Here is a 20,960-nt window from a genome sequence, read left to right as displayed (position 1 = left end):
ACGGTGCCTGAAACGCCACCTCGCTGCCGTCGTGTACCGAGCCATGATCCGCGACCTGCAAGCCCAAAAGCCACCGCTGCCAAAGGCAAACTCCGACGCCGCTTGACGAGAGCGGCGCCCCAACCGCGAAGCCATCGTCCGCCTCGTCGGCGCCGTCCTGGCCGAACAGACCGACGAATGGGCCGAAGGGCGCCGCTACCTCGGCCTGGACGTCCTGGCCCGCTCCCGCATGACAGTCGTCCCCGACACCGAACCCGAGATGGGAGCCAATGACCTGCCCGCCCTCACCGCCTGACCACCATCAAGAATCACGCAGCGCTACACCACCACGCGGGACTTGACCTGGGACGGAGGAGGCGAGGGGAACCCCGCCCCTCGACTGGCCACAGAATGGATAAGGCCGATACCCCCAGGCCTGGTCCAGGTCTCCTGTTCGACGCCAGCCCATGAATGGCCGGCGCAGACGGTCACCGTCTCCGACGATGGGCGCCACTGGAGCCCAATCACGCTGTCGGATCTGGCCTGCCCGCCAGGAATCTCACCGGGGTGGGCGATCTCCAAGCCGGGGCGTGGGGCCTCAGCAGAGGTAGCCATCAGGGAGATGCTCCGCCACATGGAGGGGACCGACTGGTCGCACGCTACCCAGACCAAGGCGCCCATCGGCTATCCGGACGCCCCGGTGCAGACGTGGATCGTCGCTCTCTCGGGCCGGCCCGAGATCTCAGCCATCGTCACTCAGACCGGAGTCAACTTCGAGGCGCGCCCGGACACGATCTGCCACGCCTGATGCCGGCCAACAACATCCTCTCTGCCGCTGCGGGTGAGCTCTGCTTCGAGGATTGGCGGCGGATCTTTGCGGAATGGTTCCGGTCCCCGACGTGGCGGTCACTTACCCACGCACTCGTAGTAGCCGCAGGAGAAGGCCACCTTGGTGCCGCGGTACGCGACCCGGGAACGGTCCTTCAAGTGCTTGTCTGAGGTGAGGACCGGCACGCCTGTTTCGACCCAGTAGAACTGTCCCAGTTCCGGGTCCGGGGCGCGGGTGAGGTGGGCGGTGACGTCGCCGCGTTCGGTCCGAACCACGACCTTGGTGATGTCGCGGGCAACGGTGCCGGCGGCGAACTCGTTGGCGGCTGCGCCGGTGGGTAGGTCGCCGTCCATGCTCCACGCGTACCCGGTACCGAAGTCGTCCGGGGGTGGCGCCTTGATTTGGCGGCATACCGACGGCGTCACGGCGCCCTCGGCGTCGACTGTGCCGATGCAGAACATTCGGTCGGGCGTCAGGTACAGCGCGGGGCGCTGTCCTTGACGGTTGCGCTGCTGTGACATTACGTGCACCGGGCCCCAGGTTTGCTCCGCCCCGGTCTCCGCGACGTCCGAGGGCGTGGTCGGGGTGGTCGGGGATGTCAAGGTGGTCGGAGAGGTCAAGGTGGTCGGTGCGGTCCCCCTCGCAGGGCTCGCCGGGGTCATGTCCTGTCTAGCCGGCCCCCAGCCGGTGATGATGGAGGAGCCGGCGATGCCGATCGCGGCGGCCGCGCTCACCATCAGAGTGAGCCGGCGCCGGCGGCGTCCGGTGCGGTTTCCCGCGGAGATGATGCGGCTCGGGTCGACGCGCATCACCGGCTCGGGCGCGCGCTCGAGCAGGTCGAGGACGTCATCGAACATGGGAACCCTCCTGTGCGTGTAGGGCGCGCAGCCGTGCCAAACCTCGCGAGGCCGACGACTTCACCGTGCCAACGCTCACCCCGAGCGTGAAAGCCGCCTGAGCCTCGGACTCTCCGACGTAGTGCCTCAGCACCACCACTTGGCGTTCACGAAGCGGCAACTGGCGCAGCAGATGCTGCAGGTAGTCGCCCTCCTCCGGGCCGGTAACAGCGGGTGCGGCGTGTTCTGGCACCGCGTCGGTCAGCTGCTCACGGCGGGCGCGCCGGAGGGAGTCAGCGTGCAGGTTCACCACGACTCGGCGTGTGTAGGCCAGCGGCTCCCCGTCCCGGATCCGGCCCCACTTGAGGTAGACCCGCTCTAACGCCGCCTGAACGAGCTCCTCGGCGTGGACGGGGTTCCCGCACAGCAACCAGGCGGTGCGTAACAGGCGCGCGGACGAGACCTGCACGAAGTCGGCGAACTCCTCGTCGTCAGCCCTGCCCACCGTGTCCCCTTCGACGATCGATCATGACCTCGTCCCTCTACATACTCAACGGCGCAGAGCAACAGAAGGTTGAGTCCCCTACGTTAGGTAGCTCCAACTTGCGGACGGTGCACGCCACGGGTTCCGAGGACAAGACACCGCCCAGCGATTCACTCATCTGCCGCAGTGCTCGCGTCCGGCCTCTTCGACTTCGATGCCTTGGGCGGATCCGTGCCACCTTTCCGGGGTGACATATGAAACCGGGCGATCTACTACGGCTGATTTCTCCAACGTGAAGGACCGCAACGACTTCGTCGGCTTTGTCGAGTCAGCCGCGGCAGATCTGCGCAGGTGGCAGCGATGACTGGGAGAACGGCACACTCGAGGGATTCCTCGACGGCCTCGCCGCGGCGAGCCACGCCCGCGTTGTCGATCGTGATGGGGCTAGCCAGGAGCTGGCCAGCTGGAGACTTTTCGCGAGCTTGTCGCCGCAGCGACTGGCTACGAGTGACGTCCGACATGGCCGCATGCGGGCCAGCCGTCGACGCGGTCGCGGTTAGGGGCGGCAGTGACAGACACATGACATCGGTCCCCGGATTAGCCTGAGATTCATGTCCCCGAGTGCTGAGCGTCGTGCGGCCGCGGCGACCGTGAGTGCCTTCCACGAGGCGCAGCTGGCCCAGCTCGTGGAGCGGGTCGGGCTCGAGATCGACCGGTTCCGCGCCGGTGAGCTGGATGCGTTCGAGGCGGACCAAGCGTTGTTCCAGTACTCACGTGCCGCCAAGGAGCTGTGGAAGTTCTGCAATGGCGTGGATGTCGAGTGGCTGGCACAAGACATTCGGGAGCGGGCACCGAGTCAGTGGTGGGAGCGCGGAACCGGCCGCCGACGGTGACCGTTCGAGTCCCCCGATCGTGCCGTCCTGCAGGTTGCGCGCTGCGGCGGGATTATGGCGGCGCTTTCGTGGGTCGGCCGACTCCGTTCACCCTGAAAAGATGACTACCTACGAGAACGTCTTGGTCCCGATCCCTCTGCCTCCAGAATCGGACACGCTCAGACGCGCGGTCGCCGCCTACCTGGCCCGGTTCAAAGGACAGTCCCGGGTTCACACCGAGTCCGACCTGCGCGCATTCCTGACCTGGTGCCGCGGACACGGCCTGGACCCGCTGACCGCGCAACGACCGCACATCGAGCTCTACATCCGGTGGATGCAGGAGACCCGCCGCTACAAGCCTTCGACCGTGAGCCGCCGCGTCGCGGTCGTCGCCGGGTTCTACCGGACCTGCGTCATCGACGCCGTCCTGGCGCAGTCACCGGCCGAGCACGTTCGGCGCCCGAACGTGCCCGCCGAGTCACCCACCCTCGGACTGACCCACCTGCAGTTCGAAGCGATGCTCGCCACCGCCCGCACCTCCACCAACGTCAACGACTTCGCCCTCGTCGCGATGCTCGGCCTGCTCGGGCTGCGGATCTTCGAAGCCTGCGGCGCCGACATCTCCGACCTTGGCGAAGAACACGGCCACCGCGTCCTACGCGTGACCGGCAAAAGCGGCAAGGTAGTCCTGACTCCCCTGCCACCGGCAGTAGCCCGCGCCATCGACCGCGCCGTCGACGCCCGCACCTCGGGACCGATCCTGCGAACCGGCCGCGGCACCCGGATGGACCGACACTGTGCCACTCGACGCCTGCACCACCTCGCCGAAGTCGGCGGCGTGCACGTCGCTCGGATGCACCCACACATGCTGCGCCACACGTTCGTCACGACCATGCTCGACGCCGGCGTTGACCTGCGCGACGTCCAGATCGCCGCCCGGCACGCCGACCCGCGCACGACCATGCGTTACGACCGGGCCCGGAAGAACCTCGACCGCCACCCCAACTACATCCTCGCCGCCTCCATGGCCTCAGGCACCTAAACCCAGCGCCGTCACGAGAATGGCGGACGTTTGTCGGCGGACGCCGATCGTGACACACTGGTACAAGAACCTGTACCAGTAGGAGATGTCATGGCTGTCACTGCAAGCGAGGCCCGGAAGAACTTGTTTCCGCTGATCGAGCAGGTCAACGAGGACCGCACACCGATCGAGATAACCTCCCGCCGCGGCGATGCGGTGCTGATGTCCCGCGCAGACWACGACGCGCTCGAGGAGACAGCTCATCTGTTGCGGGTCCCAGCCAATGCCCGACACCTGCTTGAGAGCCTGCAGCAGGCACGGTCCGGGCAGCGGGACGAGCACGACCTGGCGCGATGAGGCTGGTCTTCACACCGAACGGATGGGCGGACTACACGTACTGGCTTGCTGCTGACCGGCAGATGCTCAAACGGATCAACCGGCTCATCGATGACGCACTTCGCGACCCGGTGGCTGGCATCGGTAAGCCCGAGCCGCTGCGGCACATGCTGGCCGGCGCTTGGTCACGTCGGATCACTGAAGAGCACCGGCTCGTTTACCTCATCGACGGCGACGACCTGGTCGTCCTTCAGGCCCGCTTCCACTACGACTGAGGAGTCATCCGCTCCTGCCGCGCTGAGGACGACTACGCTCGTCCGACTTCGCCGCTGATGGTGCGGTCCCGGCAACGGCGCACGCTGTCACCATCCATGCTTGCCAGGCGCCGACCTGATTCAGTCGTCGAAGTACGCGTCCATCTCGTCGTCGGTTTTGAAGTGCTGAGTGGCCCACCCAAGGGCATACGCGTCATCACTCCGCGGGTGGTAGACGACGCACCTGTGACAGCGCGGCGTCGAGCTGCAGTAGGTGGGAGAAATGCAGCACCTCAGCGTTCTCGTCTGCGCCACCGGTCGGACCGATGAACTGCCATACGCCAGAGTGCTGGTGGATGACTAGGCCGACCCGCTCGTCACCCTCCGCGACTGGCTTGGTGGTCACCACAGGTTCGTCCAGGCCGAGCGTCACGACGCCGAGATCCTTCATGCCCAGAGGTTAGGCGACGGCAGACTGTCGAACATCCGGAAATGCCGCTCCCCGCGATCGTGCGGATGTGCGCGCTCGTCCCCCACGCTTCGGTCTGCTCAGGGGTGGAGAGACTGGTCCGCCTCGACGAGCCGCAGGTCGGTGAAGCGCACGACAAGGCCCGAGCGCGTGGGCGCGCAGCACAGAAGTCCCACGCGTAATGGCCCGGGCGGCAAGGGTGCTACGCGCACGAGCCGCCAGGTTTCGTCGCCGCTTCGGGCCCGGACGGTGAGTGCGTCGCCGTTGCGACTTGCCCGTACGACGACGGCGTGGCCCGACCACTCCGGCACGGCGGCGACCGACCAGTCCGAGACACCCCGCGTGACGACGGCTCCTAGCTGCAGGACGCCGTCGGCCAACTCGACACCGGCCTTGATCCACTGCTCCGCGTCGGCACGGATCAGCAGGCCCGCCTGATCGAACTGGGCCGAGAAGTCAGCGATGAACGTGACCTCAGCGGCCGTCCCGTCGGGGAAGTCCGTGAGCACGGCGTGGCCTGTGTCGTGGATGAACCCGTAGGAGGTGGTTCGCCACAGGTCGCTGCCCTCCGCCGCTGTGACCAGCAGGTCGTCATGGTCGCGGGAGACCCGCGGGGGTGGGTTCAGCCAATCAAGGTGACGCCAACCCGTACGCCACCCGTCAGCCGGTCCTCGGTCGGTCACGGAATCACTCTTCCACGACTGCGGGTTCGCGCGGTTGCCATGGACGTCCAACCGCGCGATGAGTTTGGCACTCTGGCGGCAGGCAGCCCTAGGCGGTCGCCCTCAGCCTGGTCGCAACCATCGTCGTGGCCCTGCTCMACCAGGACAACCTCGGGGCGCCTGCGCACGCCCCTGGGGCGTTGAGAATTCGTGTCCGCTCACGCCCCGACGGATTCCTGTCGGGCGCACGACCATGGCCCCGCAGCATCCCCGTCGATAGCCGATCGCGGCGCAGCGGCCAGGCCGAGGGGACCGAACATCCGAGCATGCCGCTCTGAGGTCAGGACGGCCGACTTTGCCGCTTGTCGCATGTTTGTTCACAACACAAGAGATCGCTACGCGGACCACGCACGTGAAGGCCGACGACTCGCGAACTCGACCCTTCTGTCCGTCATTCCTTCCAAGAGCGAGGGCCCAGCGGAGCGCCTCCTTGTCGCATCTGCCGGGTCGCCATCAGTTCCTGATGGCCACAGCGCTGGCAGACGAGCAAGTCCTTGTCTCCGGGCTTGTGGAGGTACATGTGGCCCATGACCCAGCACGGGAAGTTCCTCAAGCGCATACTCGATCATCCACCTGACCGCGCCTGTGCAGTACTGGTTTCGGCATTCCAAGGTGTATGGCGGCGACGGTCTGCCTACGTCCGGTCGGGCCGCTGTCGGCGCGTCGCCGGGTGCCGTGCATGTCGCCGTCGGGCACCTGCCACGGCACTGCGAGCACCGCCGGGCGCCGGGCGCCGGGCGCTTGTCGCGGTCCCGTCGGGGGACACTAGGGGAACACCGACCGTAGCTTCGACAAGGAGTCAGCCGTGACCGAGGGAACCGTCCGCTGGTTCGATGCCGACCGGGGGTTTGGCTTCATCGCCCTCGGGCAGGACGCAGAGGACCTGTACGTGCATGCGTCCGAGATCATCAGCGACGACGCGATGAAGCTGCTCCGGGAGGGGCAGGTGGTCGAGTTCGAGATCGGCGAGGGGGACCGCGGCCCGCAGGCACGCCGCGTCCGGGTCACGGCCGACCAGGCCGCCGATACACCGCTGGGCGTGCTCGGCACCGTCGCCTGGTACGAGCCTGCCAAGGGGTACGGGTTCATCACGCCCGATGGCGGTGGTGCCGAGATCTTCGTGCACAGTTCGGCCATCGTGGCGGGCGGCGTGGTCTCGGAGGGGCAGCGGGTGGCGTTCCTCGTTGTCGACGGGGAGAAGGGACCGCAGGCTGACCATCTGCTGCCCTTGGGTGCCGAGGCCGCCCAGCAGGCCGTGGCATCCGACGGGGCGGACGGCACCGTGTCCTGGTACGACGCGGACAAGGGCTTCGGGTTCATCACACCCGAGTCGGGCGGCTCCGATGTCTTCGTCCACGTCCGGGCGCTGGCCGACGGCCTCCCCGACCTGGGCGAGGGTGACCGGGTGACGTACGACATCGTCGTGAGCGAGAGGGGCCCGCAGGCTCGCGACGTGCGCCTCGCACGCAGCTCGACACCGCGGGGCGCACCCGCGGCATCGACGGCCCGCCCTCGGTCGCGACACCTGGAGGCATCCGACGTGCCGGCGCGAGGCGGCGAGGGAGTGGTGGCACGCTACGACGCGGAGCGGGGGTTCGGCTTCATCGCCCCCGACGCGGGAGGCCCGGACCTGTTCGTGCACGTGTCTGTCCTCAGAGACGCCGAGGCGCTGCACCAGGGCGATCGGGTCCGGTACCAGGTGCGACAGAGCGATCGAGGACCACAGGCCGACCGCGTCGAACGGGTGTGAGCGGGACGGCGGTCCGGGTCGTACGCGGCTCGTCAGCGCGAGGGTGAGCGGCGCGGCCGACGTGGCGCGGCGGCCTCGAGGGTCGGTCGATTCAGGACCCCGCCCTCGAAACGAGTCAGCCCCTGCGCCTACTGGAGGGGAAACGGTGGCTGCGACCACCAGGGTTGCGGTTCGACGCTGACGTGGTCGACCCACTTGACCCACCAGAAACCCCTGCGTCCGGGTGCGACCAACCGGACTGGCGCGCCGTGGCCGGACGAGAGCAGTGCGCCGCCCACGTGGGTGGCCAGCAGCAGCACGGACGTGTCCTCGGGTGGGAAGCGTCTCGTGTAGCCGGTCGCCGAGCGGACGGCGATTGATCCCCGGTCCGGGGTGCCGAGCAGGGTGTCGAGACGCACGCCGCGCCAAGTCTGCTCGGCCCACCAGCCGCCCGTGCAGTCCAGGACCGCCACCTGCGTCGTGCTACTCATCGCCAAGAGCTCGCCGTGTGAAAGTGCAATCGTCGGCTCTCCGAGTCGGCTGACCTGCAGTGCGYACGTGTCCAGGTCGATACGGGCCACGTCGTCGGTGAACCACTGCGTGACCGGCATGGTGGAGGGGACGCCAGACCCCACCTCGTAGGACCCGGTCGCTCGACGATGTCGACCTGGGAGACCTGCGACCGACGTGACGGACTCCGTCGCGCCGTAGGCCAGTGCCGCGGCGCCACCGACCACCATGGCTCTCAACGCGGTTCGCCGGGACATATCGGTCTGGCGCGGTCGCTGCGCTCGACGCGCCACGTGGAGCAGCACGAGCGGCGCGACCGCGACGGCGGAGGCGATGTGCACGGCGAGCACACGGACGCCGCCGACCTCGAGGGGACCGAGCGTGGCATGCACCACCCCGGCAGCCAGGCTGACAGTGACGACCCCCGCCAAGGCGACCGCGACAGTGTGCCGACGCCGACGACGGAGGCCACGTCGCACGATCACGCTCTTCCACGGGGCAAGCACCAGGATCCCCAGGCCCAGGATGCCGTGCACCACGCTCACGGTCCTGGACTGCGGCGAACCCTCGATCCCGAACGCCAACCAGCCGGTCACGAAGGCTCCCGCCAGCAGCAGAAGCAGGGCGAGGTTGGTCTGCCGGCTTGGCCGGGACGGTACGACCATCCGTCAAGTGTGCCGCGGACTCCCGGAATGGCGCCGGCACGCGCGTGCTGTCCTCAGGCGGATGGTCCGGTTGGGCATTCTTCGCAGATTTGGCGGCAGAGATCCGCGTTTCTCCTTGAACGGAAGTACCCCCGGCAACTGCGCCACAGAGAATCAGCTGAGGCCGACGAACAAGCTCGCGCTGTCAGAAAGTAGTAGCCGGCGACGATCCCGAGGCCCGCGACTGCAAGCATGAGCATGACGGAACCGATGAGCCCCACAGGTGACCCCTGCTCAACATTCAGCCCTCATGGGCGCGTGGGGCAGCGTAGCGGTCCGCGGCGGCTCGCGGTCATGCCACTGATGGTGCGTGTCATGGTGCCGGTGGCAGCCCTGCGCGGGACCGCCGCGCGGGTCCAGTAGCCTGTCCCCGTTGGTCGGCCCGACAGGGCCTCGCGACAGCCAGGGTTACAGCGACCCTTGCAGCGAGGTTCCCAGCGAGGGTTTCAGCCATGCCCCGCCCTCGTAGCTCAGGGGATAGAGCACCGCTCTCCTAAAGCGGGTGTCGCAGGTTCGAATCCTGCCGGGGGCACCACAACGAAATTCGCACCCGAGCGGCCATCGACCAGACTTCGCCATCGAGCGAACCGGGTGCCCGTACATCCCCCGATCCACGAGTCACCCTCACGACAGCACCTCGACCAGCTGCGCCACGGTCGGCGAACCGTCCCGCCCGTCCGGCGTCGTGAACACGCGACAGGCCAGGGCCGGCTGCTCGGTCCCCGAGGCGAACGGGTCCGTGCCGTCGATGAGGATCGTGGGCGAGCCGATGAAGTCGAGTCGCTCGGCGTGCTCGGTGGTCTCGACCCGCACTCGCAGAATCGGCTCGTCCCCGTGGTCCACTTCGGCCAGAGCCGAGCGGAGCCTCTCCTCGGCCACCACCCAGTTCGGGCACCCGTCGAAGTAGAGCAGCCGCACGTCCACCAGCCCATCATGCGCTCCTCGTGGACAGCCCCGCGCACTGGCGCGACTCGGTCACCTCCCAGCCGAGCATCAACGGCTCCCAACTGGGTGGACGAAACGCTCGTCACACCACACTCGGTGCTCCTAGAGTCACTGCCATGGCGGGGCGTGGGCGGCTGGACTGCTCCCGACGATGACGACAGGCGTGGKGGCGGTGGAGACCTCGGGCCCTGCTCCCCTGCCCTCCCGCGTCACCCGGGATTCGGACGGCAAGGACACACCGGACATCTCCACCGCCACCACCCGGACGAGACGCCTCGTCCGCCTGGCCGCCATCGCCATCGCCTACTACCTCGGCGCCCGCCTCGGCCTGAGCCTCTCGCTCGTCGGCAACGACGTGACCCCGTTCTGGCCGCCGACTGGTGTCGCCGTCGCTGCGCTCATCGTCTTCGGGCGGTCCTACTGGCCGGCCGTCGCCGTCGCGGCCCTTGCGGTCAACCTGCCGATCAGCGCCAACCCGCTGGCCGCGGCGGTCACGGCCGTCGGCAACACCCTCGCACCCGTCGTCGCGGTCACCCTCCTCCAGCGGGTGGGCTTCCGCCGCCAGCTCGACCGCCAGCGCGACGCCCTCGCAATCGTCTTCCTCGGCGCCCTCGCCAGCATGCTCGTCAGCGCGACGATCGGCGCGGCGACCCTCCTCGCCTCGGGCTCTATCACGACTGCCCAGCTGCCGGCCGCGTGGGCGGTGTGGTGGACCGGTGACGCGATGGGCGTCCTCGCCGTCGCGCCGTTCCTGCTGTGCCTGCCGCTCTTCTGGGAGCAGCGCCGCTGGCCGCTCCGGCTGTGGCTCGAGGCCGTGATGATCCTCGTCGTCGCGACCCTCGTCGTGGCTACCGCCGTGACCACGGGGCTGCACATCTTCTTCCTCACCCTCCCGCTGCTGGGCTGGGCCGCCTGGCGCCTCCAGCTGCGGGGAGCCGCCCCTGCTGCGCTCATCGCCACCCTCCTCGCCACGGCGGCCGCCGCCCGGCAGCGCGGTCCCTTCGAGGGCAAGACGCTGCTCGAGCAGATGGTGACGCTCCAGGCCTTCAACGCCTGCGTCGCGCTCACCTCCTTCTTCCTCGCCGCCCTCGTCAGCGAGCGCATGCAGACCGCCGCCGCCCTCGAGAAGGCCGCATCCGAGCTCGAGCGACGGGTCGAGCAGCGCACCGCCCAGCTGTCGGCAGCCAACGCCCGGCTCGTCCAGGAGATCCAAGAGCGCTCCGAGGCCCAGGAGCTGCTGAGCCACGAGGCCCGGGCGCAGCGCGAGCACCAGATCGCCGAGACCCTGCAGCGCAGCCTCCTGCCCGACCGTCTCCCCGACGTGCCCGGGGTCGCCCTCGCCGCGCGCTACGTGCCCGCGACGGCCGACGTGCAGGTCGGCGGCGACTGGTACGACGTCGTCCAGCTCCCCGGCGGCCTCCTCGGGCTCGCGATCGGCGACGTCGCGGGCCACGGCCTCACCGCCGCCGCGACGATGGTCCAGGTCCGGATGGCCCTGCGCGCGTACGCCCTTCAGGACCCCTCGCCGCCCGCCGTCATGCGCGGCGTCCACCAGCTCGTCGCCCAGCTCCCGGTCCCCGAGATGGTCACCCTCATCTATCTCGTCTTCGACCCGGCCACGCGCCGCATCCGCTGGACCAACGCGGGCCACCCACCTGCACTCGCTTTCGCGGGCGGTCAGGGCACCTACCTCCAGGGCGCCCTCTCCCCTCCCGTCGGCGTCACCGTCGACGGCTCGTTCACCGAGGCCACCCAGGTCCTGCCACCGGGGGCAACCCTCCTGCTCTACACCGACGGGCTCGTCGAGCGGCGCGGTGTCTCCCTCACCGCCGGCCTCGACCGGCTCGACCGCGAGGCCTCCGCCGTCCCCGACGACGACATCGAGGCCCTCTGCGAGCGACTTCTCGACACCTTCCTCGACGAGGAGCACATCGAGGACGACGTCGCGATCCTCGCCATGCGCCCCCTGCCGTCGGTCGACGGCGAGCTCGACGTCCGGCTGCCCGCCGAGGCCCGCAACCTCGTGCAGGTCCGCAGCGCCCTGCGCCGCTGGCTCAAGGAGGCCTCCGTCTCCGAGGCCGACGTCAACGAGGTCCTCGTCGCCTGCGGGGAGGCCTGCGCCAACGTCGTCCAGCACGCCTACAGCGGGCAGGGGTCGGCCGGCGAGCTCGTCGTCGAGGCCCGGCTCGACGGCGGCGCCCTCGAGGTGCGCATCCGCGACCACGGCCACTGGCGCCCAGCCGCCGACCGCGGCGGCGGCTGGGGACTCCAGCTCATGGATGCCCTCATGGACGACGTCGACGTCGAGCACACCCCCGGTGGCACCGACGTCCGCCTGCGCCGTCGCGTCCACGTGACGGTCGAGGCATGAGCGACCTCGCCCGCGTCGACACGCGCCGCGCCGGCACCACCCAGCTCGTCCGCATCACCGGCGAGCTCGACCTGTCCAACGCGCGCGAGCTCACCGACGCCCTCGGACACGCGGTCCCCGACGACGTCACGCTCGTCGTCGTCGACCTCAGCGGCACGACCTACCTCGACAGCGGTGGCATCGCCGCGTTCTTCCGCCTCTCCCAGCGACTGCGGGACCGCCGACAGGATCTCCGGCTCGTCGTCCCCCACGCCTCGCCCATCCGCGCCGTCGTCGAGCTGACCCGGCTGAGCCAGGTGATCCCCGTCGACGAGAGTGTCCCCGACCTCCCCGGCCAGATGGCGTATGCCGCCCTCCCGCCCGACGGCGCGCCCGCCCCCTCCCAGCCCCCACCCACCACAGACGTGCCCGAGCCCGGGGACCCTGACCTGGCCGAGCCCGAGGGCGATCAGCGCAACGGGTAGCTGCCCGACCCGGGCAGCGTCGCTCCGGCGCGGTCGGTGAAGCGGGCCACGAGGTCCCCCGAGAGACGGGGCTGCACGCGGGTGACCTCGACGACGAGCTCCCCGGCGCGCAGCCGCCCGTCGAACTGCGCGGTCGGCTGGCTCACGTGCTCGACGACCCGGGCGCCGTGCACGTCGCGCACCGAGGTGAGGAGCCAGCCGGCCGGCGCCGTCAGGTGTGCGAGGTAGCCGCGGTCGCTCGGCGTGAACGTCAGGCTCGTCACCGTGCCGACCGGAGCGGGAGGCGGCGCGACATTGGTCGTCGGGGTCGGCCGGCTGCTCGTCGGCGTCGGCGTCGTCGTCGGGCTCGGGCTCGGGCTCGGGCTCGGGCGGCTCGACGAGGTGGCGCTCGTGCCGGTGGAGTTCGGCGCGGGGCGCGACGGCGGCCTCGACTGCCGGTCGGCGCTCCCGCTCCGGCCGCCCGACGACCGGAAACGAGAGACGCCCTCGGCCGTCGCGACCCCCATCACGGGTCGCGGCGCGGTCGACGTCGGCACCGACGAGCTCGTCGTCTCGGCCGGGTAGGGCGACTCCGTCCCGTCCACCGGTCCGGCCGACGAGTCCCGGCCCACCGGCGCGTCGGCCGAGACGCGTCCGGTCGGCTGGAGTTGGAGCAGGAAGAGGGCGGTCGCGACGACGAGTGCAGCCGCAGCCAGCACCGCGGCCGCCGAGCGACCCGGCACCGACAGCACGCGACCGTTGACCCCGCCCGAGCCACCTCCGGGCCCACCTCCGCTGACGTCGGCGGCGAACTCTGACAGGTCGTCGGCCCCGTCCATGAGCGAGGCCACGCCCACGGCGACCGGGATCGTGGCGCCGCCCGTCGCTGCGACCGCGCCCGCGCCCGCTGCACCGGCGACGACCGTGCCGTCGCCCACCGCGTCGTCGCCCACCGCGTCGGCGGCACCGAGCCCCGACGCCACCGCGAACGCCCCTGGCAGGAGCACCGGCGCGACGCGCAGCCGGATCGCCTCGTCGACGTCGACGACGTCGAGCACCGCAGCCCGGCACCGGGCGCAGCTGTCGAGGTGCTCGTCGACGCGCTCGCGAGCCTTGACCGGGAGGGAGTCGCGCACGTAGCCACCGAGCTGGCGTCGCACCGCCCGGCAGTCCGCGTCGCCGGCGTTCGCGACGAGCTCGGAGAGGAAGGTCTGGCGCAGCCGCTCTCGCGCCCGCTTGCTCCGGCTCGCGACGCCGTTCGGCGTCGTGCCCAGCCCGGGAGCGATCTGGTGCGGCTTCTCCTCGTGCACGACCAGACGCCAGAGCAGCGACCGGGACTCGTCGGGCAGCGAACGCCAGGCCGCCCAGACGGCGTCGCGCTCCTCGGCGTCGACGGCCTCGTCCTCCGCCGAGGCAGCCGCGCGGGTGTCGACGGTCGTCTCGTCGTCGGTCAGCACGACCCGGTTCGTGTAGCGCCGCGCCACGTCGATGTTGGCCCGGCGCAGCGTGCTGAACAGGTAGGGCCGGAAGGCGGTGTCGGGCCCGCCCCCACCACGGAGGGCATCGAGGGTGCGGGTGAAGCTCTCGCTGACGAGGTCGTCGACGTCGCTCGGCGACGCGACCCGGGAGGCGAGCCGTCGGGCCGCGGGCTCGTGCCGCGACCACAGCACGGAGTAGGCGGCGGCGTCGCCCGCCCGAACCCGGTCGACGAGCGCCGCGTCGCTCTCGGGTCCGTCGACGCGTACGCCCTCGTCCGCCCCAGCCACGGACTCGCCGCCGTGCTCGTCGTGCGCCCGCTCCACGTTCTTCTGTCCCCCACCCGTACCCCGACGTCTCGTCGGCTGTCTCGACCCAAGCTCCAGCAGGGTGCGTGACCGGGCGCCGGGTCCCGTCCCCGGCCTGTCGGCGCGTCAGCAACGCACCTCACGCATCCTTCCCCTGGAGACGCGCGAGGGACCGAATCATGGCGCGACATGCCCTCGGATGTACAGGGTTGGCGGCGTGCCGGGTGATTTGCGTGCGTTTGCGACACACCTACCGACGCCCGGGCGGGCTTGCCCAAGAGCCGGATCCGACCCGGACCTGCGTGCGACCATAGAGACTCCACGACCCGTCACCCCAGGAGCAGCACATGACGGCGACCGACCCGAGCCACGGCTTCCTCAGCGAACCGGCTCTGACACCGGAGCTCGAGGCCTACTTCGCGAGCGACGTCACCGACCACGGCTACGTCATGAACCTCAGCCGCGTCTGGGCGCAGTCGCCAGCGGCCCACGACACGCTCTTCGCGCTCCTGGCCGACATGGTCTCCGTCGCCGGCCTGAGCTTCCGGCAGCGCGGCATCCTCATCGCCGCGACCGCCTCGACCATCGGCGACTCCTACTGCGCGCTCGCGTGGGGTGGCCGCCTCGCCACCGCTGCCGGCGAGGAGGTCGCAGGCGCCGTGCTCCGCGGAGACGACGAGCCCCTCGACGCCGCCGACGCCGCCCTGGCGACCTGGGCCCGGACCGTGGCGAGCACCCCGAACGCCACCACCCCTGCCGACCTCGAGCCCTTGCGCGCCGCCGGCTTCGACGACCGGCAGATCTTCGCGATCACGGTCTTCGTCGCGCTGCGCCGGGCCTTCTCGACCGTCAACGACGCCCTCGGCCCGCTCCCCGACCACCAGCTGCGCGCCGACGCCCCACCCGCCGTGGACGACGCGGTCTCCTTCGGCCGCCCGGCCGCGGACCAGCCCTCCTGACCGAGGGCGTATGCCGTCCGCCCGGCCCGTCGGGCCGGGCACCCTGCCTGCGAGTCCGCGCTCAGAGGGTCTGCGTGGCCACCCCGCGCAGCAGCGCGAGGTAGTCCTCGACCGGGTGCGCTCCGGTCACGGCGGCATACCCGTTGGCGACGACGAACGGCGTCGACATCACGCCCATGGAGCGCGCCTGCTGCTCGTCCTCACGCACCTGCTCGGCGTACTCGTCGGAGGCGAGCACGGCCGACACCCGCCGCTCGTCGAGACCGCACTCGCCGGCGAGGCGCTGCAGGACCTCACGGTCGTCGATGGCGAGGCCCTCGCCGAAGTGCGCGGAGTGGAAGCGCTCGACCGCCGCGGAGCGCAGCGCGGGGCCTCCCATCTCGCCGGCGAGGGCGCAGAGCCGGTGCGCGTCGAAGGTGTTGGCGCGCACCGCGCGGTCCCAGTCGAAGACGAGGTCGTCGGCCTCGGCCACCTCGCTGGCCTTGGCGTTCATGAGCCGGCCAGCGCCCGCGTCGCCGCCGTGGCGCACCGAGAGGTGGTCGCTGACGGGCACGGAGCCACCGACCGGGACGTCCGGGTCGAGCTCGAAGGAGCGCAGGCGCACCGTGACGTCGTGCGGCCGCTCGAAGGCGGCGACGGCAGCCTCGACACGGCGCTTGGCGACCCACGAGTAAGGGCAGACCAGGTCGCTCCAGAGGTCGAGCTCGATCATGGTCGTGGACTCGGCAGCAGGCTGATCGGTCATCGACTCAGTCAACCACGGTGGCCGACAGGGCCGGAAAGCGCTGCGCCCCCACCGGATCCGGTGGGGGCGCAGCGTGTGGCGTGAGAGGTGACCGCTCAGATGCGGCCGTACATCGACGGCGTCGTCCAGATGGAGTGGTTGCCGATGACGGTGCCGGGACGCTGGGCGTCGATCATGCGGCCCGGGCTGACGTAGATGCCCACGTGGTAGATCGGCGAGCCGAAGAAGACGAGGTCGCCGGGGCGCGGGTTGCTGACCGGGGTCGAGGCCGCGGCCTGCGCGGACGCGGTGCGCGGGATCGAGATGCCGGCCTGGCGGTAGACGTAGGACGTGAAGCCGGAGCAGTCGAAGCCGGAGGGCGTCGTGCCGCCGTAGACGTAGGGAACGCCGAAGTACGACTGGGCGATGCCGATGATGCCGGTGGCGCTGGGGTTGGGCGCGACGTTGAGGGCGACCCGGGTGGTCGAGCCGGAGCGCGACGCGCGCTGCTGGGTCACCTCACGCTCGGCGGCGGCCTTCTCGGCGGCCTTCTTCGCGGCGCGCTCGGACTTGACCTGGACGTCCTCGATGACGACCGGCTTGACCGAGGCCTGCTTGAGGGCGGGCTTGGCGTAGCCGATCGCCGACAGGGCGTTGCCGGCCTTGAGCGTGCCGACGGCGGGGCCGACGGCCGCGGGACCGGCGACCGTGCTGGCGGAGCCGTCAGCGGCGTTCGCGGTGCCGGCGAACGAAGCGACGAGACCACCCGAGGCCGCGACGATGGCGGCACCCTTCACGGCGGGCTGGGCCGACTCCTTGGCGATCGTCTTGAGCTCCGAGATCGCGTTGAAGCGACCGGGGGCGCGGTGGCGCCCGGGAACGTTCTGAGCCACGTTTGACCTCTCGACGCCTACGAGGTGAGCTGTCGGGTTCGGGCTGGAGGTACTGCCCGGCCTTCGCTCGGACCGGTCTCGGTCCACGGAGGGCTTCACCCCGAGGGCGTCTCTCGACGCCCGGAGAAAGTGGTTCCCCCGCTCCTGCCATGCGGTTCGTACTGAGCCTCAGGTCGATGGCAGGACTAGGCGGTCCGACCCGGGGCACTCACTCGACGGGGAGAGCAAGTTCGCCCACCGTACCCAAGTAGGAGTGCCTTGTCACCTTCGAGTTCCCGGAAGTCAAAGAAATTTCAGCGACCTCCGGAAGGGGCCGGACGAGGTGTGGCAAGGCCTGCCAAAACGACCCGGCAAACCGGGGCAAACCCTGCCGGATACGGCGTGTTCAGGCGGCCTGGCAGAAGACGTGGACGGCCACGTCGTCGGGCAGGGAGACGCCCGTGGACGGCTCGCTGCCCTCGCGGACGGCGACGACCCGGCCGCCGTCACGGACGACTTCGACGCGGGCGCCGGGCACGACGCCGGCACTCGTCAGCAGCGCGAGCGCCTCCGGGTCGACCTGGACGGGCTCACCGATGCGACGGATCGTCACCACCGTCGGCGCGACCCCCACGGCGGCGGTCAGGGTGCTTAGGCCGGTGAGGAAGTCCTCGTCCTGGCGCACCCCGAGCTCCTCGAGACCGGGGATGGGGTTGCCGTAGGGCGACTCGAGCCCCTCGCCGATGAGGCCGAGGATCTTGCGCTCGACCTTCTCGGACATGACGTGCTCCCAGCGGCAGGCCTCGTCGTGGGCGTACTCCCACTCGAGGCCGATGACGTCGACGAGCAGCCGCTCGGCGAGGCGGTGCTTGCGCATGACGCGGGTCGCGAGCAGCCGGCCGTGGTCGGACAGCTCGAGGTGACGGTCGCCCGAGACCGCGACGAGCCCGTCGCGCTCCATGCGGGCGACGGTCTGCGACACGGTGGGGCCCGAGTGGCCGAGACGCTCGGCGATGCGCGCGCGGAGGGGCACGATGCCCTCCTCCTCGAGCTCGAAGATGGTGCGCAGGTACATCTCGGTGGTGTCGATCAGGTCCGTCACGGTCATACCTTCTCAGAATCGGAGAGCGGTCAGGGACCGCCCGTGAGTGGCCCGGGCGTCGGCCCGGTCCTCGCGCGTCGGGTCGGGTCGTGCCGTGGCACCCAGATGCGCAGCCAGCCCGCCCCGACCACGGCACCCACGCCGAGCACGACGGAGGAGGCGCCGAGCGACATGATGGCGCTCAGCCCTGACAACGCCAGCGGGCCCGCTGCCCTTCCCACGTCCGCGCAGAGCCGCCAACCGCCGAGGAACTGCGCCCGTCCGTCCGCGGGCGAGGCGTCGGCGCCGAGGGTCATGATGAGCCCCGCCCCGAGGCCGTTGCCGAGACCGAGCACGGTCGCCGCGGCCGTCACGGCGACGAGGCTCGTGGCGAGCGGGAGCAGCATCATGCCGAGGCCGAGCACGAGCATGCTGGGCACGGCGGCCGCGACCCGGCCGTGGCGGTCCATGAGCCAGCCCGAGGGGTAGAAGAGGGCCATGTCGAGCGCCCCGGCGACCCCGAAGACGAGCGACGTCTGCGCCGGGGAGAAGCCGACCGACTCGGCCCACAGCGGCACGAGGGCCTCGCGGATGGCGCGCGCCCCGGCCACGCACATGGCACCGGTGCCGAGCGTCAGGAGGACGTGCCGGTGCTGGAGGAGCACGGACGCCACGCTGCGCGGCGGTCCGCCGCCCCCGATCCGATGCGCCGAGCCGGTGATGTCCGGCGCGAGCAGGACGAGGACGAACGCGGCGATGCTCGCGACGCCGCCGACGGCATACGCCGCCTCGGTCCCCCACCTGGCGATGACGAGCGATCCGATGAAGGGGCCGACGAAGTAGCCGATGCGGTGCACGCCACCCAACGTCGACAGGGCCCGTGCCCGCATCGCCACCGGAACCGCCTCGGTGAGGTAGGCCTGCCGGGCCAGGCCGAAGAGCGAGCCGGCGAGCCCGATGACGAGCACCCCGACGAAGAGCATGACGAGACCGCCGGCCAGAGCCGCGACGAGCATGCCCATGGCCTCGATCACGGCCGCGACGAGCAGCGCCCGGCGCTCACCGATGCGGGCCGCGAGGGCACCGGACGGCAGGTCGCCGAGCAGCTGGCCCACGCCCAGCATCGCGACGAGCAGCGCCGCGACGCCGACCGAGGCGCCGAGCTCACGTGCCGACACCGCGATGATCGGGGACACCGCGCCCGCGCCCGTCGAGCCCAGGAGAGTGGGCCCGTAGGCCGACAGCGCGATGGCGCGCAGGCTGCCGCTGCGTCCCTCCGCGCCGTCCCCCTGAATCTCGGTCACGCCACAGGACCCTAACGATCGGGTTACTCGGGTGGCCGGGCCGACCAGCCGACGAAAGCATTGGCCCGTGGCCAGGACTCAGAGGACGAGCAGACCGATGGCGGTGGAGGCGGCGTTGGCGGCGACGACCGCCAGCGCCACCGTCATCGCGTCCTCGCGCGCCTGCACCCGCCACCCCGCGACGAGGAGCGCCGTCTCCCCGGCGGCGACGGCGACCTCCGCCCCCACGAGCTGCCACGGTGACCCGAAGCCCGTCGACACGGCATACAGCACGGGGTGGGTCACGATGTTGACGCCGACCGCGCCGACGAGCGCGCGGCCCCACCCGGCCCAGCCCGCTGCGCGCGCGAACGACACGAGCACGGGCACCTCGACGGCCAGCGTCAGCGCCAGGGCCTGCAGCGCAGCGGGGCTCACCTCGTGACCGCGCAGCCCCGAGCGGGCGGCTCCGTGACCGACGCGCCCGACCCGGCCGTCGCGGTGCATCGTTCGAGCACCATCACGCTCCTCGTGCTGGTGGCAGTCTGCTTCTCGCTCGCGATCGCCGTCGGGGCGCCGATCGCGACCGCGGTCATCGGCCTCATCCTCTTCGGCATCCTGCACAACCTCCTCGAGATCCGCTACGTCGCGGGCCGCTTCGCCAGCCTCCTCGGGCGGCCCTTCCTCGAGCTGCTCGCCGCACTCGTCACCGGCATCGTGGTCTGCCGGCTCCTCGCCGGTGTGGTCGGGCGGCCCGCGTTGCTCGCCGAGATCGTGCTCGGCTACGTCATCCTCGCGGCTGCCGCCCGTCACGGGCTCGACGGCCGGCGGCGGGTCGCCGCCTGGGTCCTCATCGGTGCCGCGGCTGCCGTCTCGTTGACCTTCCCGACGTACCACTTCGTCGTGCTGACCCACCTGCACAACGTCGTGCCGCTCTTCTTCCTCTGGGAGTGGTCGCGCCGGATCACCTCGCGTCGCGGGCGGCAGGCGTTCCGGGCAGTGCAGCTGCTGTGGGTCGTCGCCATCCCGGCGGTGGTCCTGCTCGGGTTCCTCGACGGGTGGCTCAGCGCCGACCCCGGCATCGTGCGCAGCGTCGTCGGCGACGGCCAGACCATCCTCGCCGCGAGCGCCCCGCCGAGCGCCGCGGCGACGGTGCTCGGGATGCGCTTCCTCACCGTCTTCGCCTTCATGCAGACGATGCACTACGTCGTGTGGGTGGCGCTGCTCCCCCGCGTCGCTCCGGACGCCTCGGCGGCCTTCGAGGCCCGCGTGCCGTGGGTGACCGGTCCGCGGCTGTGGGCCGTCGGCTTCGTCGCCGCCGCACTCTTCGCCGTCCTCTTCGGTCTCGACTTCGCCCAGGGCAAGACGTTGTATGCCGCCCTGGCGAGCTATCACGCCTACCTCGAGCTGCCCGTGCTGCTCGCCCTGCTCGTGGGCGCCCGCAGCCTGTCCTCGCCCTCCCGCTCGGCCGACCGCCGTGACGGCTCCGGCTCGGGGACCGGGCCGACCCCGCCGACCCCCACACCGCCGACGCCGCTCCCTCCGGCGGGCGGCGGGTCACGGGGCGCGGAGCTGAGGCCCGAGGCCACCGCGGCGGTCGCCCCGGACGCCGAGGTGGGGCCATGACGCTGCCCGTGTCTGTGGGACTGGCCGCGGCCCGGCCGATGGACGCCACGGCACCGCCGGACGCGGCCTGGGGCCCGATGGTCGTCGTGGCGCTGGTCGGGGCCCGATGGTCGTCGTGGCGCTGGTC

Annotated in this window: 22 protein-coding genes, 1 tRNA gene, 1 pseudogene and 1 riboswitch; of the genes and pseudogenes, 12 read left to right on the top strand and 12 right to left on the bottom strand. The window is 70.9% G+C overall.

Features of this window, described 5'->3' with window-relative positions; all coding sequences use genetic code 11:
- Window positions 1-118: 118 nt before the first annotated feature.
- Window positions 119-295, top strand: a pseudogene (locus AB4Y83_RS21925) (IS256 family transposase); the annotation flags it as partial.
- Between the two features lie 318 nt (window positions 296-613).
- Complete coding sequence (locus AB4Y83_RS21920) at window positions 614-787, top strand: hypothetical protein (RefSeq protein WP_442298171.1); 174 nt, start codon at window positions 614-616, stop codon at window positions 785-787.
- A 98-nt stretch (window positions 788-885) separates the two neighbouring features.
- On the opposite strand, the gene AB4Y83_RS21915 is transcribed toward AB4Y83_RS21920, so the two are convergent.
- Together AB4Y83_RS21915 and AB4Y83_RS21910 are read right to left on the bottom strand one after the other, a co-directional pair.
- Window positions 886-1,665 (bottom strand): hypothetical protein, encoded by a 780-nt coding sequence (locus tag AB4Y83_RS21915; protein ID WP_442298170.1) that lies wholly within the window; start codon window positions 1,663-1,665, stop codon window positions 886-888.
- A complete protein-coding gene (locus AB4Y83_RS21910) occupies window positions 1,655-2,149 on the bottom strand; it encodes a SigE family RNA polymerase sigma factor (RefSeq protein ID WP_442298169.1) in 495 nt (164 codons plus the stop codon). The genes AB4Y83_RS21915 and AB4Y83_RS21910 overlap by 11 nt, the downstream gene beginning before the upstream one ends.
- A gap of 590 nt (window positions 2,150-2,739) precedes the next feature.
- On the opposite strand from AB4Y83_RS21910, the gene AB4Y83_RS21905 reads away from it, so the two are divergent.
- The 4 genes from AB4Y83_RS21905 to AB4Y83_RS21890 all read left to right on the top strand — a co-directional run bounded on the left by AB4Y83_RS21905 (window position 2,740) and on the right by AB4Y83_RS21890 (window position 4,632).
- Window positions 2,740-3,021 carry a hypothetical protein gene (locus AB4Y83_RS21905; protein WP_442298168.1) on the top strand — a complete coding sequence of 94 codons (282 nt, stop codon included), beginning with the start codon at window positions 2,740-2,742 and terminating at the stop codon, window positions 3,019-3,021.
- Window positions 3,022-3,055: 34 nt separating this feature from the next.
- Window positions 3,056-4,042, top strand: a complete 987-nt coding sequence (locus AB4Y83_RS21900; RefSeq protein WP_442298167.1) for a tyrosine-type recombinase/integrase — start codon at window positions 3,056-3,058, stop codon at window positions 4,040-4,042.
- 90 nt (window positions 4,043-4,132) lie between these two features.
- The gene (locus tag AB4Y83_RS21895) at window positions 4,133-4,378 is read left to right on the top strand and encodes a type II toxin-antitoxin system Phd/YefM family antitoxin (protein ID WP_442298166.1); all 246 of its coding nucleotides are present in this window, start codon (window positions 4,133-4,135) and stop codon (window positions 4,376-4,378) included.
- Window positions 4,375-4,632, top strand: coding sequence for a Txe/YoeB family addiction module toxin (locus AB4Y83_RS21890; RefSeq protein ID WP_442273742.1), 258 nt, complete (start codon window positions 4,375-4,377; stop codon window positions 4,630-4,632). The genes AB4Y83_RS21895 and AB4Y83_RS21890 overlap by 4 nt, the downstream gene beginning before the upstream one ends.
- Before the next feature lie 196 nt (window positions 4,633-4,828).
- Here the strand turns inward: AB4Y83_RS21890 and AB4Y83_RS21885 are convergent, their stop codons facing one another.
- Together AB4Y83_RS21885 and AB4Y83_RS21880 are read right to left on the bottom strand one after the other, a co-directional pair.
- Complete coding sequence (locus tag AB4Y83_RS21885) at window positions 4,829-5,062, bottom strand: hypothetical protein (RefSeq protein WP_442298165.1); 234 nt, start codon at window positions 5,060-5,062, stop codon at window positions 4,829-4,831.
- A 98-nt stretch (window positions 5,063-5,160) separates the two neighbouring features.
- A complete protein-coding gene (locus AB4Y83_RS21880) occupies window positions 5,161-5,763 on the bottom strand; it encodes a DUF1349 domain-containing protein (protein WP_442298173.1) in 603 nt (200 codons plus the stop codon).
- Window positions 5,764-6,607: 844 nt separating this feature from the next.
- On the opposite strand from AB4Y83_RS21880, the gene AB4Y83_RS21875 reads away from it, so the two are divergent.
- The gene (locus AB4Y83_RS21875; protein ID WP_442276274.1) at window positions 6,608-7,552 is read left to right on the top strand and encodes a cold-shock protein; all 945 of its coding nucleotides are present in this window, start codon (window positions 6,608-6,610) and stop codon (window positions 7,550-7,552) included.
- A gap of 128 nt (window positions 7,553-7,680) precedes the next feature.
- On the opposite strand, the gene AB4Y83_RS21870 is transcribed toward AB4Y83_RS21875, so the two are convergent.
- Window positions 7,681-8,142, bottom strand: coding sequence for a molybdopterin-dependent oxidoreductase (locus tag AB4Y83_RS21870; protein WP_442298172.1), 462 nt, complete (start codon window positions 8,140-8,142; stop codon window positions 7,681-7,683).
- A gap of 1,062 nt (window positions 8,143-9,204) precedes the next feature.
- Between AB4Y83_RS21870 and AB4Y83_RS21865 the strand changes: the two genes are divergently transcribed.
- Window positions 9,205-9,280 (top strand) — tRNA-Arg (locus AB4Y83_RS21865).
- A gap of 89 nt (window positions 9,281-9,369) precedes the next feature.
- On the opposite strand, the gene AB4Y83_RS21860 is transcribed toward AB4Y83_RS21865, so the two are convergent.
- Complete coding sequence (locus AB4Y83_RS21860; protein ID WP_442276272.1) at window positions 9,370-9,669, bottom strand: thioredoxin family protein; 300 nt, start codon at window positions 9,667-9,669, stop codon at window positions 9,370-9,372.
- A 184-nt stretch (window positions 9,670-9,853) separates the two neighbouring features.
- On the opposite strand from AB4Y83_RS21860, the gene AB4Y83_RS21855 reads away from it, so the two are divergent.
- Together AB4Y83_RS21855 and AB4Y83_RS21850 are read left to right on the top strand one after the other, a co-directional pair.
- Window positions 9,854-12,061, top strand: coding sequence for an MASE1 domain-containing protein (locus tag AB4Y83_RS21855; protein WP_442298164.1), 2,208 nt, complete (start codon window positions 9,854-9,856; stop codon window positions 12,059-12,061).
- Complete coding sequence (locus AB4Y83_RS21850; protein WP_442276270.1) at window positions 12,058-12,525, top strand: STAS domain-containing protein; 468 nt, start codon at window positions 12,058-12,060, stop codon at window positions 12,523-12,525. Before AB4Y83_RS21855 ends, AB4Y83_RS21850 begins: the two co-directional genes overlap by 4 nt.
- Here the strand turns inward: AB4Y83_RS21850 and AB4Y83_RS21845 are convergent.
- Window positions 12,510-14,306, bottom strand: coding sequence for a sigma-70 family RNA polymerase sigma factor (locus tag AB4Y83_RS21845; RefSeq protein WP_442298163.1), 1,797 nt, complete (start codon window positions 14,304-14,306; stop codon window positions 12,510-12,512). The genes AB4Y83_RS21850 and AB4Y83_RS21845 overlap by 16 nt on opposite strands.
- A 329-nt stretch (window positions 14,307-14,635) precedes the next feature.
- Here AB4Y83_RS21845 and AB4Y83_RS21840 point away from each other — a divergent pair, with 329 nt between their 5' ends.
- Window positions 14,636-15,247, top strand: coding sequence for a hypothetical protein (locus AB4Y83_RS21840; protein ID WP_442276268.1), 612 nt, complete (start codon window positions 14,636-14,638; stop codon window positions 15,245-15,247).
- Between the two features lie 61 nt (window positions 15,248-15,308).
- Here the strand turns inward: AB4Y83_RS21840 and AB4Y83_RS21835 are convergent, their stop codons facing one another.
- The 5 genes from AB4Y83_RS21835 to AB4Y83_RS21815 form a co-directional block, all read right to left on the bottom strand.
- Window positions 15,309-15,992: a DsbA family oxidoreductase gene (locus AB4Y83_RS21835; protein ID WP_442276267.1), complete on the bottom strand. Its 684-nt coding sequence runs from the start codon at window positions 15,990-15,992 to the stop codon at window positions 15,309-15,311.
- Between the two features lie 95 nt (window positions 15,993-16,087).
- Window positions 16,088-16,864: a C40 family peptidase gene (locus AB4Y83_RS21830; protein ID WP_442276266.1), complete on the bottom strand. Its 777-nt coding sequence runs from the start codon at window positions 16,862-16,864 to the stop codon at window positions 16,088-16,090.
- 2 nt (window positions 16,865-16,866) lie between these two features.
- Window positions 16,867-17,042: riboswitch (cyclic di-AMP (ydaO/yuaA leader) on the bottom strand.
- 207 nt (window positions 17,043-17,249) lie between these two features.
- On the bottom strand, window positions 17,250-17,945 hold the full coding sequence (locus AB4Y83_RS21825) for an iron dependent repressor, metal binding and dimerization domain protein (protein WP_442276265.1): 696 nt from the start codon (window positions 17,943-17,945) through the stop codon (window positions 17,250-17,252).
- 29 nt (window positions 17,946-17,974) lie between these two features.
- The gene (locus tag AB4Y83_RS21820; protein ID WP_442298162.1) at window positions 17,975-19,228 is read right to left on the bottom strand and encodes an MFS transporter; all 1,254 of its coding nucleotides are present in this window, start codon (window positions 19,226-19,228) and stop codon (window positions 17,975-17,977) included.
- Window positions 19,229-19,306: 78 nt separating this feature from the next.
- On the bottom strand, window positions 19,307-19,645 hold the full coding sequence (locus AB4Y83_RS21815) for a hypothetical protein (protein WP_442298161.1): 339 nt from the start codon (window positions 19,643-19,645) through the stop codon (window positions 19,307-19,309).
- Between the two features lie 3 nt (window positions 19,646-19,648).
- Between AB4Y83_RS21815 and AB4Y83_RS21810 the strand changes: the two genes are divergently transcribed.
- Window positions 19,649-20,833, top strand: a complete 1,185-nt coding sequence (locus AB4Y83_RS21810) for a hypothetical protein (protein ID WP_442298160.1) — start codon at window positions 19,649-19,651, stop codon at window positions 20,831-20,833.
- Window positions 20,834-20,960: the final 127 nt, after the last annotated feature.

Source organism: Terrabacter sp. RAF57 (assembly GCF_052113925.1).
Lineage (GTDB): Bacteria > Actinomycetota > Actinomycetes > Actinomycetales > Dermatophilaceae > Terrabacter.
The sequence above is the reverse complement of the archived record's forward strand: the minus strand, read 5'-3'. Positions and strand labels throughout refer to the sequence as shown.